This is a genomic window from Pyrobaculum islandicum DSM 4184 (assembly GCF_000015205.1).
In the GTDB taxonomy this organism is placed as follows: Archaea; Thermoproteota; Thermoprotei; order Thermoproteales; family Thermoproteaceae; genus Pyrobaculum; species Pyrobaculum islandicum.
The window spans coordinates 1,365,945-1,378,868 of record NC_008701.1 but is presented as its reverse complement, the minus strand read 5'-3'; the positions used below and the strand labels follow the sequence as shown (position 1 = coordinate 1,378,868).

Below are 12,924 nucleotides of genomic sequence, written 5' to 3'. Positions count from 1 at the left end.
CCGCAACAAATATAAAGGGAGGAGTATGCCGCCTAGTGGATAAGCTGTTCATACTAGCCCTAGACGGAGTGCCCTACGAGGCCTTTATAAAACTGAGAGACCAACTACCAAACCTCGCAGAAATTGCAGACAGAGGTAGCTGGGGCGTAATGAGGGCAGTCGACCCGCCAATCACAGTGCCGGCGTGGGCCTCCATGTTCACGGGAAAAGACCCCGGGGAACTCGGCATATACGGCTTTAGACACATGAGACGCCACTCCTACGACACGTACATAGTAACGTCGGTCGACCTAAGAGAGAAATATGTATGGGAAAGGAGGGGGCTTAGGTCAGTTGTGATAGGCCTGCCGCCGGGCTACCCGCCGAGACAATACGGCATTTGGATAAGCGACTTCCTAACCCCAAAGGGCCGCCCCTGGACACATCCACCGCAACTAGCCGAAGAAATCGGCCACTACATCTTCGACATAGAATACCGCACAGATAGAAAAGAGGAGGCCTACAGACAGCTAGCCGAGATGACCCACGCCAGGTTCAGAGTAGCCCAAAAGCTACTGGAAAAGGAGTGGGACGTCTTCGTCCTCCACGAAATAGGCACAGACAGAGCCCACCACCTCTTCCAGAAGTACTGGGACCCCCAACACCCCAAATACGCCCCAGACAGCCCCCACGCCGACAAAATACCCACGTACTACCAGCTCGTAGACCAGCTAGCCGGCCAGCTAATAAAGAGGCTACCCCCAGACACCCAGATACTAGCCATATCAGACCACGGAAACCAAGCACAACGCGGAGTCCTAGCGATAAACCAGCTACTGAGGGAGTGGGGCCTCGTAGAATACGAAGAGAAGCCAGGAGAAGACATAGAGAAGGTAGTCAACTGGCGGAGGACAAAAGCCGTGGCGTGGGGCGGCTACTACGCCAGGATATACATAAACACCAGAGACAGACCCCAGGGGACGGTGGATCCAGAAGAGGCAGAAGACATAAAGAAAGAACTAAAAAAGAAGCTAAGGACTCTCAAGGCCCCCTGGGGCTACATAGAAAACCAGATATATGAGCCGCGTCAGCTATACCGAAAAGCCACAGGCGACTACCCAGACCTGGTGGTGTACCTCGACGAGGTGCGCGTCCGGCCAGTCCAGACCATCGGACACCCAGACCCCTGGCTCCCAGAAAACGACAGGGGCCCAGACGACTCCCTACACAGCTTCAACGGCTTCTACGCAGCCACCTGGGGAGACGCCAAGAAAAAAGACATCCACGCCCTAGACGTAGCGCAATACATAGAAGCCCTATGGAGTGCCTAGACAAAGGCCTCGTCGCTTGGTTCACAGGGCTACCGGCGTCGGGAAAAACCACCATAGCCAAACTGACAGCCCAAATCCTAAGAGGACAAGGCATTAAGGCCGAGGTCCTCGACGGCGACCAACTACGCCAGACCATAAACACAGACCTAGGCTACACCCGCCAAGACAGAATCAGACACCTCACCAGGGCGGCCTGGATAGCCAGGCTACTCGCAAGAAACGGCATAGTGGTACTCGCCGCCTTCATAACCCCCTACGAAGAAGCAAGGCAGACAGTCCGGAGGATAGTAGAGGAGGAGGCCCCCCTCCTCCTGGTATACACCAAAGCCCCCCTAGACCTGCTAATAAAGAGAGACCCAAAAGGCCTCTACGCCAAAGCCCTCAGAGGAGAGATAAAAAACTTCACCGGGATAGACGACCCCTTCGAAGAACCCCAAAACCCAGACATCGTCCTCGACACCGCGGCACAACCCCCCGAGAAAAACGCCCAAGAGCTAGCCCACCTAATACTCACAACACTGTCCTCACAAGGCCAACCCCCGCCAAAACCACGTCGAAACCCAACACAGCCCTCCTAAACCCCTCCACCCCAACCCCATCCACAAGACGCCTCCCAAGCCACACCCCAGGCACCACAGGCGCCAACAGAAAGAGAAGATTCAGATCAAAGAGATGCGGCCCCGACAGCCCAAGCCACCAGTACCACACAGCCGCAAGCCAAGACTCCACAGTCCTCACAACCCCCAAAGCCGCCCTAAACTCCCCCCTCGCCAAGCCCTGGTTAACAAAAAACAAGGCGAGAAGAGGCCCAGAAATCGTAGTAAGGCCATAAAGAACCCCAACCACAAAACCCACAAAAGAGAGCCACGCCCCCCGGACAGGCCACCTAAAACCCAAAAGCTGCGCAACCCCAAGCGGAATCAAAACCCCATACACAACCCCCCTCACGACACGCCCATCCAAAACCCCCAAGAGGAGGCCCCCCACCAACACCCCCGGCACAAGCCCCACCAACATACGCCACGCCACCCCCCACACCCCACCCGGCAAAAACCCCCTATTAGACCACAAGACGTAGGGGTTAAGAAAACACTCCACAAGATTCACATAGGGAACCACAGACGCCGCAGGCACAACAAGAAGAAGCAGAGGAACCAACACAGAGCTATACCCATACCCCAGCCCCCCATTCACCACCGAAGCCACAAAAGACCCCACCAGAAACCACACACCCCCCAAAAAACAACCACTAATTAAACGTTATTAGGCGTACCCAAGCGCCCTAAGCCTCTCCCTAAGCTCAGCCTCCTCCCCAGGCGAAAGCGGCCGCCCACCACCCCCAACCACACGCTCCAAAACAACCTCTACAAACTCCTCCACAGACAAGCCAAGTCTCTTGGCGTACTCAGCAACCCTCGCATACAAGTCGTCTCTAATGTTTATTTGCATAAGACTTAAAAAAGAGACCAATATAAATGTGTGGGCAGATACACCACAGTCTCCATCCCAACCACCCTATACCGCCGCCTACAGGAGATGATAAAAGACACAGGATTCACCTCAGTCTCCGAATACGTCACCTACATACTCAGAGAAGTCGTAGCCCTAAAACAAGACACAAAAAACCCCCACCTAACCCCAGAAGAGCTAGAGGCCCTCAGGAGAAAACTGGAGGCCCTCGGCTACCTTTAAAAACCCAAACACCTCCCTCAGAAGATCCCCAGCCACATCCCCATCCGGCCGCCCCCCGTACCCCCTCACCTCCTCCACAACCCCATCAGTCACGTTATACACAAGCTTAAAATCCCCCTTATACACCGCCACCCTACGCTTAGGCAGAAGCCTACAGCCCCCGTCTCTACACACCCGAGGCCACGACGTGAAGCCAAGCCCAAAAGTCTCAGAAAACACCACATCCGAATAGAGAACCCCCTCATCAAACCTCCTCACGCCACGCGCCACCTCCAACACAAGCCGCTTGACAGCCGTGTTAGAAACCCAGCCAGACCCACCACCCCCAACCACCTCCACCCCCGACGGAAACCTAACCGCAAGCGGAACCCGCACAAGCTCATCAGAAAGAAGAGCCAGATGCCCCACCAGCCCAAACTCGCCAAGAAGCTGCCCATGGTCACTAGCCACAACCACAAGACTATCGTCCAAGAGCCCCCCATCCTCCAACACATCCAAAAGCTCAAAAACCCGACGAGACGCCAGCCCAACCGCCCGCGGATACCACCTCCTCCACAAATCCACCAACTCACGCGGCGCACGACCCTCCCTAAACATCTCCACAAAGTCGTAGGTAGGTAAATACGGGGTGCCTAACTCTGTATAAGTATAAGGCTCATGCGCCTCCATAAAATTCACCACCACAAAGGCCGGTGTCTTTATCTTCGTCACATCCCTAATAATACACCGAGAACACCTATCCACCGGTCCACGCCTCAGCGCCACAGCCCTGTAAGCCAAATAGTTAACAAAGAGCTTAGAAAGCAAACCAAGACGGCCCTGCCTCAGTAAACTCAGACCAGCCCTAACCGCGTTATTGCCGTTCCTAACAAACTCGCCAATCGCTCTTCCATACTCCTCACGGCTCAACTTAAACACAAAAAACCACCAGTTGAAATACTCCCACACCTCAAAACACTTAAAGCCATATGCCGGCGAGAGAAGCAGGTTTTCAGTAAGCACAACCGGGTGAAACCCAAGCTCACCCAACCTACAAGACACCATATCCCCCCACCTCACGGGAAAAACCCTATCGCCCTCCTCATGCCCCCCGTGGAGAGAGGGGTAAAGCCCCGTAAGCATCGACCCAAAAGACGGAATGGTCCAGTTAGAAGCCGCCACAGCCCTCTCATACACCCTAAACCCACGCCGCTTCAAACCCGACAAAAGCTCCCCCGCAAAATCCAGCCGAAGCGAATCCACCACAATCAGAAAAACATTCACACGACGAAAAAAAAAGAGTATAAAAAAGTTAATGACCCATGCTCTACACAATCAAAACTAAGCCCACGCCACGCCTTCGTATATCTTTGCCTCTCTGGCCTTCTTTACGTATCTGCCGTCTACCACCACCTTGCCCCGGTAGTCGAGGCCCTCGTACTGCGGCCAGGCTGTGGCGATTATCACCCCCTCCACTTGGTCGAGGAGGGCCTGGGGGTCCTCCACATACGTCACCGAGTCCCCCAAGACGGCCCGCGCCTTCTCCATAGCCATCGGGTCGTGGACGTAGACCCTCGCCCCCCTCTCCAGGAGGAGCCTCGCCACCTCCACCCCCCTAGACTCCCGCACGTCGTCTGTATTGGGCTTAAACGCGAGGCCCAGAACCCCCACGTGCCTCCCCCTCAGCCCCCCGAGTCTCTCCTCGAGGAGCTGCACGGCGTACCTCGGCATATACTCGTTAACCCTAAGGACGGCCTTGGAGATAGCCATCTCAAGGCCGAGAGACTCCCCAAAGCGGATGAAGGCCAGGGTGTCCTTAGGGAAGCAGGACCCCCCGAAGCCCAGCCCCGCCCCGAAGTAGTGTCTCCCAATCCTCTTGTCGAGGCCCACGGCCTCGAACACCCTATATGTGTCGACCCCCAGCCTCTTCGCCAAAAGCCCCACCTCATTGGCAAAGCTTATCTTCAACGCCAGAAAGACGTTGGAGGCGTACTTAACCAACTCGGCCTCCCTCGGCTTCATCACGAGCTTAGGCGCATCCACCGCCTTGTAGACGTCAAGCAGGAAGGAGGCCGCCCTCTCGTCGCCGGCGCCGATGACGATCCTATCCGGCTTGAAGAAGTCCTCCAGGGCCGACCCCTCCCTAAGAAACTCCGGATTCGACGCCACCGAGAACTTCACGCCCCCCGCCTCCTCAGCCACAGCCCTAGCCACAAGCCCCTCCGTCGTCCCAGGCGGCACAGTCGACTTAACCACCACGAGGTGCCAACGGCCCTTCGCCCTGATCCCCCTCCCCACGGCCCTAGCGGCGGCTTCCACATACCGCAAGTCGGCCGAGCCGTCGGGGGCGGGCGGAGTCCCCACGGCGATAAACGTCGCATCAGTCGCGGCCACGGCCTCCTCCGCCGACTCCGCAAAAGACAGCCTCCCGCTGGAGAGAGCCCTCCCAAGCGCCTCCTCCAGCCCCGGCTCGTATATGTGGGGCCTCCCCGCCCTCAGCCTCTCCACGATAGAGGGATTCACGTCGTACCCCACCACCCTGTGGCCAAGCAGGGCGAAGCCCACCGCGTGGACAACCCCCACGTAGCCCAGCCCTAGAACAGAGAGCGAAGCCATAGCAGAGTCAGGGAAAGACCCTCTTTAAGCTTTACCACAGGCTCCCACCCCAGAGCCCTCAGCTTAGACAAATCCGGCCTCCTCCTCCTGGGGTCGTCGGGCCGCGGCGGCGTGTGTACAATGGGGGAGGCCGAGCCCGCCACCTCCTTGACTAGCTTGGCGAGCTCGAGGATAGTCACCTCCTCGTCGCTACCCACGTTGTACACCTCCCCGGCGCACCTCTCGCAGTGGGCGATGGTAATCAAGCCGTTTACCACGTCGCTCACATAGGCAAAACTCCTAGTCTGGAGGCCGTCGCCATGTACAGTAATAGGCTCGCCCCTCAGCGCCTGGACGAGAAACTTAGTCACAACCCGGGCGTAGGAGCTGTCGGGGTCGAGGCGGGGGCCGTAGGTGTTGAAGATCCTGGCGACCCTCACATCAACGCCGTACTCCCTACGGAAGGCCATACACAACGCCTCGCCAAACCTCTTCGACTCGTCGTATGGGCTCCTAACCCCCACCGGGTTCACCCTACCCCAGTAGGACTCAGGCGTAGGCACCACCTCGGGGTCTCCATAGACCTCCGAGCTACTGAGAAACACCACCCGCCCCCCCGACTCCGCCGCCCTCCTAAGAACCCTAAGGAGGCCCAGGCTATCCGGCAACATAGCCTCCACAGGCCTCTTGACGTAGAAATCAGGCGCCGGAAGCGCAGCCCCGTGGAAAGCCAAGTCGAACCTCGGCAGCTCCACCTCCTCCACGTTCCCCCTAAGGAGGCGGACGGGGAGGTGGGAGATGTTCTCCATACGCCCAGTCGAGAAGTTGTCCACGCAGTACACCTCCCACCCAGCCCCCGAGTAGGCCTCGGCCAGCCAACTCCCGATAAACCCCGCGCAGCCCGTGATGAGGACCCGCCCCGACCCCCCAGGCCTCTTAATCAACTCTAGAGTTTTTTCTCGCCACATGTAGAGCCAGCTCGAGGGCTTTTAAATAGGTTTGCGGAGTGCCCACGTCGACGTACTCACCCCCGTAGAAGACCGGCCTAGCCTCGACCCCCTCCTCAATAGCCAATTGTATTGCGTCCGTCAGCTGGATCTCTCCACCGACCCCCGGCCTAACCCTCCTAAGATATCTAAAGAAGTCGCTGGGGAGCTTGTAGAAGGGGAGTATAGCCAGGCGGGAGGGCGGATCCCTAGGCTTCTCCACCACTCTCACGACCCTCCCCCCCTCCACCACGGCCACCCCATACTGCCTCGGGTCCTCCACCTCCTTAACCATAATGGCCATGGGGGGAGAGGAGACTAGGGCGGCGAGAGGCGCCCCGTCCATGAGGAACGTGTCGCCAGCCGCCACCACGAAATCGCCGTGTATAAACGGCTCAGCCGTAAGGACGGCGTGGCCAAACCCAAGAGGCTTGGGCTGGTTGACGTAGAAAATAGCGGAGGCCTCAACCCTCTCGTAGAAGCGGGCCAGCGCCCCCGCCGCCTCGGCCTTGCCAGCCCTCTCCAGATACTCCACCAGCCCCCAGTCGGGCGTGAAGTAGTCCTCCACAGCCCTCTTACCCCTACCCACCACAAAACAAAACTCCCTCACGCCGGCGTCAAAAAGCTGCTCAAAAACCACCTGCAACACAGGCTTAACCAACAGAGAACCCCCCTCCCACACAAAAACAGGAAACATCTCCTTAGGCACCTCCTTACTAGCCGGCAGAAGACGCGTACCAAGACCAGCCGCCGCCACAACAGCCTGCATACTCCGCAAAACACCAAAGTTTAAATGTATGATAGGAGGGGGGAGCCGTCCCTGCTGGCATCACCACTTGCCACAGTAGTACGGAGAGCACCAGCCAACCTAAATCAGCCAGACGGTCGATCACCTAACACCCTAATTACGTCTCGTATACTGCTACATCATCCGTCTTAGGAATATTTCAGGTCAAGATGACTCCCATCAGCTCCTCCGCCCTGTGGAGGTAGGTATGTCTCGCCAGAGCCTCCTCCCGCATACGCGCCGCCACCTCCTCGCGCTCGGCGTCGTTTGAGAGGTAGTACTCCACCTTCTCGTTCAGGTCGTCGATTCCTCTATACGTTGCCACTCTGCTAAACAGCGACCTGAGGCTCGGCATGTCCTCCGTAAGCAGAAAGCCGCCCATACACGCAACCTCGAAAGTGCGCATGTTGGGCGCATCAGCCACAAGATCCCTCGGGTGGTGAATGTTGAGGTTAACCCTCGTAGCCGATACCACCTTGGCATAGTCCTCACCATACACAGGCGGGTGGTGCACCCCAGCCTTCAGAATCCAGAAGCCGCCAAAGACGTGAGGGCGCCTCCTGAGATGCCGCAACACACGCCACCTATGCCAGTAAAAGGTGCCAACAAAAGAGACGTCATACACCTTCTCGGCCGGCACAGGCCTATGCACCTCCGGATCGCACGCCCACCTGACCGTGACAACCCTCCGCGCCCCCAGCCGGAAAAAGAAGTCGTGGCGGTCAGTGGCCACGAACACCCCCCTGAAGAACTGGAGACGCCCCCTTAGAAGCGGCAGATACCTAAGCGTGTCCGGCCAAAAAAGCCAGACATTATACTCAGACAAAAGCTCAAGCACGCGCCTATCCAGAAACTCCCCCTTGAAGACAACCACCGCATCGTACTCGCCCAAACGGAGGCCTCTGACGAGGCGATTAACCGGCAGGCGGCGCCTGAAAAGCTCGCCCCCCACGCCAACTCTCGAAAGGACAATACGCGCCAAATCGCCCCTCCTCAGACCCACGTACTGATCAACGACGTCCACAGAGGCGCCCAACTCGGCGAAGGCTCTAGCGTAGAAGTATTCGGCGTTGAAACGCCTTTTCGCGCCGATCAGCAGAAGCTTGACGGCTTCTCGGCCATCCTTCACGGGAGAAACAGAAGCTATCCAAAAGCTTTAAACTTTCCTCCTTGCGTAGACGATCTTGACCTCATCGCTCTCTAGGGCGGGCACCGAGTACTTCCCCCTCAAAGTATCAATGGCGATGTGCGTACGCAGTTCCGCCTTGAGGAAACCCAGCGGGTGGGCTAGGATATTTCTGGCGGTGTTCAAGAGGAGGTCCCTCCTCCCTATAAACCTCACGGAGAACCCGCGGGCCGTCAGAACCGCGTCGATGTTGTCCCTCCCATGTAGCTCTACGCCGATCTCCCGCACGTGGCCGAGCCACTCCCCACCCACGACCCTCCCCTCGGCGCCCTCGATGTCCATCTTCACCACATCAAAACGGCCCAGAGAATCGACTGTGACAGTATCCACCTCGACATCGCCCTCCCCAACAGCCGAGGCGGTTCCCCTGTCCATCAACTTGAGTCGCACCCCGTCGACATCCCACAGCGCCTTGTTCACCAACACCACGTTCTTGAGCTCGTTAAGCTCCACGTTCCTCCTCAAGATCTCGAAGGCCCAGGGGAGCGGTTAACAGCCACCACCTCCCCGGCCCTCCTCGCCAACTTAAGCGTGTAGTCGCCGATAAAAGCCCCCGCGTCGAGAACTCTATCGCCCCTACGCACCTTGAGATAATCCCACTCACCAGCTACGAATGTGGCGTAGTAGACGAACTCGTAGCCCCGAGGAACCTCGATCCTTAGCCTTCCGTGTGTGAAAATGGGCATGTAGCTATCTACCCTTACCTAATATAATTTTTTGAAACTGCCTTGCAACAGCCAGCGGGTTAAACCTGTTCTTCACGATAGACAAGCTGTTGGCCTTCAACTTAATGAGAAGATCGCTGTGCTCCACCAGCTCCGCCAAAACTCTCGAAAGAGGCTTGGGGTCTACGGGGTCAACGAGAAAGCCGTTGATACCCTCAGCAACAAAGTCGTCAAACGGCGGCACGTTAGACGCCACAACGGCAAGACCCGCCGCCATAGCCTCGAGCACGGCATAACCCAACTCCTCGTAAAACGAGGGATACAGCAAAACGTCGGAAGAGCAGAGCACCCGCCGAGTCTCCGACCTGCTAAGCCTCCCCGTCAGCCTCACCTCGAGACCGCGCCCCCTCAACCTGCTGACCAGGTCGGCGAGGCGCCCTCCGCCTTCCCCCACCAGAGTCAAAGACATCTTCTTCAGATAAGGCCCCAAGCCAGAAAGAGCCCTCACAACAAGCGCAAGGTTCTTCCTAGGCAAACCGAGATCCCTAGAAACGAAGACCAGCCGCAACCTATCCCCAGGAGAGCTACAGGGAGCCGGCTCGACAGGCGGAGGGATCCACACCACCCTATCCCCATAACGCCTGCTGTAATGCCGAAAAGACCAGCTTGTCAAAGCCACTATAGTCTCCGCCCTCCGAAAAACCCAGTTATCAAGAAGCCAATACGCCGACGTATTTGGCACACCAACAAACTTAAACAGATGAGGAAGCCACTTAGCCCCCACCCCCAGAAGCTGCCAGAACCCCAGATGCCCCCACGCAACCACAATCCCCGGTCTACGCTCTCCCAACGCAAACCCAGGAATCGTATAAACAGCGTAGCCGCCCTCCCCCAAAGCCCTACGAACCCGACGCCGAAGAAGCCCATAAGCCAGAAAAGGCCCACCCACGTCAAACCTCCACCCCGGATCAGGCCCCAAATCCAACACCGACACCCCCTTCGAGACAAGCTCAGACTTCAAGCTCCTATCTATACCAAACGCCACAAGAACAACCCTATCAACACGAGCCAAGGCCTTCGCCAGCTCGGCAGTATATGTGGCAATACCAGAAGAACTCGCCCTAAACCCTACAATGCGCATAGGAAATTATTAAACCCATAAGAATATGAATTTTCGTACACACTACTTTCAACCCTAGATAGATTCTATATCTGCAGAACGGTTGAGATTGTCAAGAGAGGAACCGGCGTAGTACACTGCGTAAAGAGGCGTTAGATCCCCTGAAAAACGCAAGGTATGCCAAGGCCGCAAGGGTCGAAAAGGTCACTAGGAAGCCGGCCGTCTGGTATATTTGCAGGCCGTAGACGAAGTCCACTGTTACAACGCCATTGCGGCCGTTGGGGTTTATCAGGTAGCAGTTGGCCATGTAGCACTGGAAGTGGCTCGCCGTGTATCCCGGCGGAAGCTCGATCTCCCACAGCCTGTCAAAGGGCTGCGTGAAGACGAGGAGGAACGGCCCGCTTGCGTTCACCACAGCGCGCCAGTGGATCGGATCCAACTGCACAACACTGAGGACTTCGGCGGAGCCGTTGGCGACGAAGACCGGGCCTCTGTACCCAGTGTTCTCGAAGACCTCTATGCCTATCGGGACGCTGTCCGGCTCTACTCTAAACCTTCCTAAATAATAAGAGGGCGTTAACGGCTTGAAACAACAGCCGTAGAAATTTGCATAGATATCTACGGCGTTATATGGGCAATTGGTAAGGTTAACATTGAATATTATATAGCCAGAAGTGTCGTTTATTAAGATCTGTTTCTTGAGGCCGCCATTATCTAAAATCGCTATAACTAATCTATCGTTTAGATCTAGGGAACCCGCTTTATACACGTTGAGGGCAACGCTGAATCCAGGCCAGAATCTACCCTTGTAACCTTGATTCACTACGAATGACGGGATTCTGTAATACACTACGATGGTGTTTTCACCACGGACCAATGTGTCATTTGACCGTATAATTTTTAGGGGAACATCCACTGTTTGAACAGGTAGACCCAGAATCCACGTTCCGTTCTTAGGCGGTGGACTATTAGAAACATCTATAGCCTTAACGGTCTGGGCAAAAGACGCCACAGGTCTTAGGCAGAAGCTAGACCTCAGACCTTTTAAAATACGACCGCTCTGCTGTACATCTAGTGAATCATTGTGATATAACACATATTTAACACCTAAATAAGTCAATATATTACACAATTCGGTAGCATTATCTATTATTTTATTATTGATAAGAGGTGAAACCGATGAGGCGGGGGCCGAAGAAAGAGGTAGTGGAAACGCCGAAATTACATACGGTTTCCATACGTAGGCTCCGCCTACAGGTAACCAAACAACAGTGAAATTGCCTCCTTGATCTAGAAGCCACTTATTGGCGTTTATATATACGTTCGGGATATATGTGGGAGAATATACCTTCCAGGTGTAGTGGGAGAGATATGTTAGCGTCACGGTAAAAATGCTGTAGAAGACTAGTACTAGAGCACCGACCAATCCTATACGCGCAAAAATTTTCCGATATCTACTAAACAGCTCTACGATAGAATACGATATTAAAAATGAGTATGAGTATACGACTAAAGGTATAAACTTTGTAGGATTTCTTAAGATAGCTCCCAATCCGTATGGTAAGTTTTTAGCTAACTCGTAGTAGACGTAGCCGGCAGGTTCGTGGACTCCCTTCGTAAGAAATATACCCAACACTAACATGAGACTAAAGTAAAGGACTAGTCTGTTCCGTCTCCCAAGTAGTATAGCAACGGCCGCTACGATGGGAATAACTACATTCTCAGGCCGTATTGTCTGCGGATGAAGCCAGATGAAATAATATTGTCTCTCCCCCATCAGCATAATATCGAGAACTCTCCAGAAAGAAAGGAACTTGAGGTTATCGTACGTGATTAGCTCGGACGTTGTATAACTTGAAAATATCCAGGAGGCGCCTTTTAAGTATCCCATTAATGTTGACCATATCCAAAAGGAGTTGGCCAAAATGAGCGTGCCCCCTAGTATAAAGAGCCGCTTAATCACCGATCTATTTAACCCCAGTAGCAGAAAAGACAAGACGAGAGATATTCCTAGCAGGTAGATCCAGAAAGGCTGTGCGCTCGCTATCATCGACAACAGCGATAAAAAGAATAGATCTGATATATTGCCCCTTTTGAGAAATCTGATCGAAAGCGCCGACATTAGCGGAAACGTGCCATAAACTACGCCAATAGTTGTACCAAGACCTGTTAGATCTCCACTATAAAACGAATATGAGTATATCAGAGATCCAATTAGAGAGAATACAATACTTTTCTTTTCACTTAAAGGCTTAAATTCTTTTAAAAGAATATACAGTGAAATAAAGGAAAAAATACCGGGAATTGATGCTAGAATTAGCTGAAAAGCTTTAACTCCAAGTTCTTGACCAAATAGAGTAATTAAGATATAGAGAGGTAGCGTATGAGAAAAATAGAGAAGCGGGGGATCAGGTCCTCCGGAATTTTTCCATATATAGAAGTCTAGTACAGGATTTTTCGAAACATATACCCCAAAATAGGAAATATTATTAAGCGGGTAGAACACCTCATCACCGTAAAATGGGATCCCTTGAGGCATTAGCACTGGCGCTAATATTAACAATGTTAAAATAAAATAAAAAATTATAACTATAAAATATAAAA

At 54.5% G+C, this 12,924-nt stretch carries 14 protein-coding genes; 3 read left to right on the top strand and 11 right to left on the bottom strand.

The features are described from left to right. Positions 1 to 35 precede the first annotated feature (35 nt). Positions 36 to 1,310 (top strand): alkaline phosphatase family protein, encoded by a 1,275-nt coding sequence (locus PISL_RS07760; RefSeq protein ID WP_011763241.1) that lies wholly within the window; start codon positions 36 to 38, stop codon positions 1,308 to 1,310. After that, positions 1,298 to 1,888: an adenylyl-sulfate kinase gene (cysC, locus tag PISL_RS07755; RefSeq protein ID WP_011763240.1), complete on the top strand. Its 591-nt coding sequence runs from the start codon at positions 1,298 to 1,300 to the stop codon at positions 1,886 to 1,888. The genes PISL_RS07760 and cysC overlap by 13 nt, the downstream gene beginning before the upstream one ends. On the opposite strand, the gene PISL_RS07750 is transcribed toward cysC, so the two are convergent. Together PISL_RS07750 and PISL_RS07745 are read right to left on the bottom strand one after the other, a co-directional pair. Continuing rightward, positions 1,821 to 2,540, bottom strand: coding sequence for a TSUP family transporter (locus PISL_RS07750; RefSeq protein WP_053240444.1), 720 nt, complete (start codon positions 2,538 to 2,540; stop codon positions 1,821 to 1,823). The two genes, cysC and PISL_RS07750, sit on opposite strands and share 68 nt — an antisense overlap. 33 nt (positions 2,541 to 2,573) lie before the next feature. After that, on the bottom strand, positions 2,574 to 2,759 hold the full coding sequence (locus PISL_RS07745; protein WP_011763238.1) for a hypothetical protein: 186 nt from the start codon (positions 2,757 to 2,759) through the stop codon (positions 2,574 to 2,576). Positions 2,760 to 2,789: 30 nt separating this feature from the next. Between PISL_RS07745 and PISL_RS07740 the strand changes: the two genes are divergently transcribed. Further along, complete coding sequence (locus PISL_RS07740) at positions 2,790 to 3,002, top strand: ribbon-helix-helix domain-containing protein (protein ID WP_053240443.1); 213 nt, start codon at positions 2,790 to 2,792, stop codon at positions 3,000 to 3,002. On the opposite strand, the gene PISL_RS11560 is transcribed toward PISL_RS07740, so the two are convergent. From PISL_RS11560 to PISL_RS07695, 9 genes are all read right to left on the bottom strand, one after another. Continuing rightward, positions 2,958 to 4,265 (bottom strand): alkaline phosphatase family protein, encoded by a 1,308-nt coding sequence (locus PISL_RS11560; RefSeq protein WP_011763237.1) that lies wholly within the window; start codon positions 4,263 to 4,265, stop codon positions 2,958 to 2,960. The two genes, PISL_RS07740 and PISL_RS11560, sit on opposite strands and share 45 nt — an antisense overlap. Positions 4,266 to 4,322: 57 nt before the next feature. Continuing rightward, positions 4,323 to 5,597 carry a UDP-glucose dehydrogenase family protein gene (locus PISL_RS07730; RefSeq protein ID WP_011763236.1) on the bottom strand — a complete coding sequence of 425 codons (1,275 nt, stop codon included), beginning with the start codon at positions 5,595 to 5,597 and terminating at the stop codon, positions 4,323 to 4,325. After that, entirely contained in the window at positions 5,576 to 6,544 is a 969-nt protein-coding gene (locus PISL_RS07725) for a UDP-glucuronic acid decarboxylase family protein (RefSeq protein WP_011763235.1), read from the bottom strand. The genes PISL_RS07730 and PISL_RS07725 overlap by 22 nt, the downstream gene beginning before the upstream one ends. Continuing rightward, entirely contained in the window at positions 6,513 to 7,331 is an 819-nt protein-coding gene (locus tag PISL_RS07720) for a sugar phosphate nucleotidyltransferase (RefSeq protein WP_011763234.1), read from the bottom strand. Before PISL_RS07720 ends, PISL_RS07725 begins: the two co-directional genes overlap by 32 nt. A 178-nt stretch (positions 7,332 to 7,509) precedes the next feature. Then, positions 7,510 to 8,478, bottom strand: a complete 969-nt coding sequence (locus PISL_RS07715) for a CgeB family protein (RefSeq protein WP_011763233.1) — start codon at positions 8,476 to 8,478, stop codon at positions 7,510 to 7,512. 27 nt (positions 8,479 to 8,505) lie between these two features. Beyond that, on the bottom strand, positions 8,506 to 9,000 hold the full coding sequence (locus tag PISL_RS07710) for a class I SAM-dependent methyltransferase (protein WP_053240441.1): 495 nt from the start codon (positions 8,998 to 9,000) through the stop codon (positions 8,506 to 8,508). Continuing rightward, complete coding sequence (locus PISL_RS11185) at positions 8,997 to 9,221, bottom strand: class I SAM-dependent methyltransferase (RefSeq protein ID WP_011763231.1); 225 nt, start codon at positions 9,219 to 9,221, stop codon at positions 8,997 to 8,999. Before PISL_RS11185 ends, PISL_RS07710 begins: the two co-directional genes overlap by 4 nt. A gap of 4 nt (positions 9,222 to 9,225) precedes the next feature. Further along, positions 9,226 to 10,341, bottom strand: a complete 1,116-nt coding sequence (locus tag PISL_RS07700; RefSeq protein WP_011763230.1) for a glycosyltransferase family 4 protein — start codon at positions 10,339 to 10,341, stop codon at positions 9,226 to 9,228. Between the two features lie 91 nt (positions 10,342 to 10,432). After that, positions 10,433 to 12,865, bottom strand: coding sequence for a hypothetical protein (locus PISL_RS07695; RefSeq protein ID WP_167827666.1), 2,433 nt, complete (start codon positions 12,863 to 12,865; stop codon positions 10,433 to 10,435). Positions 12,866 to 12,924 lie beyond the last annotated feature (59 nt).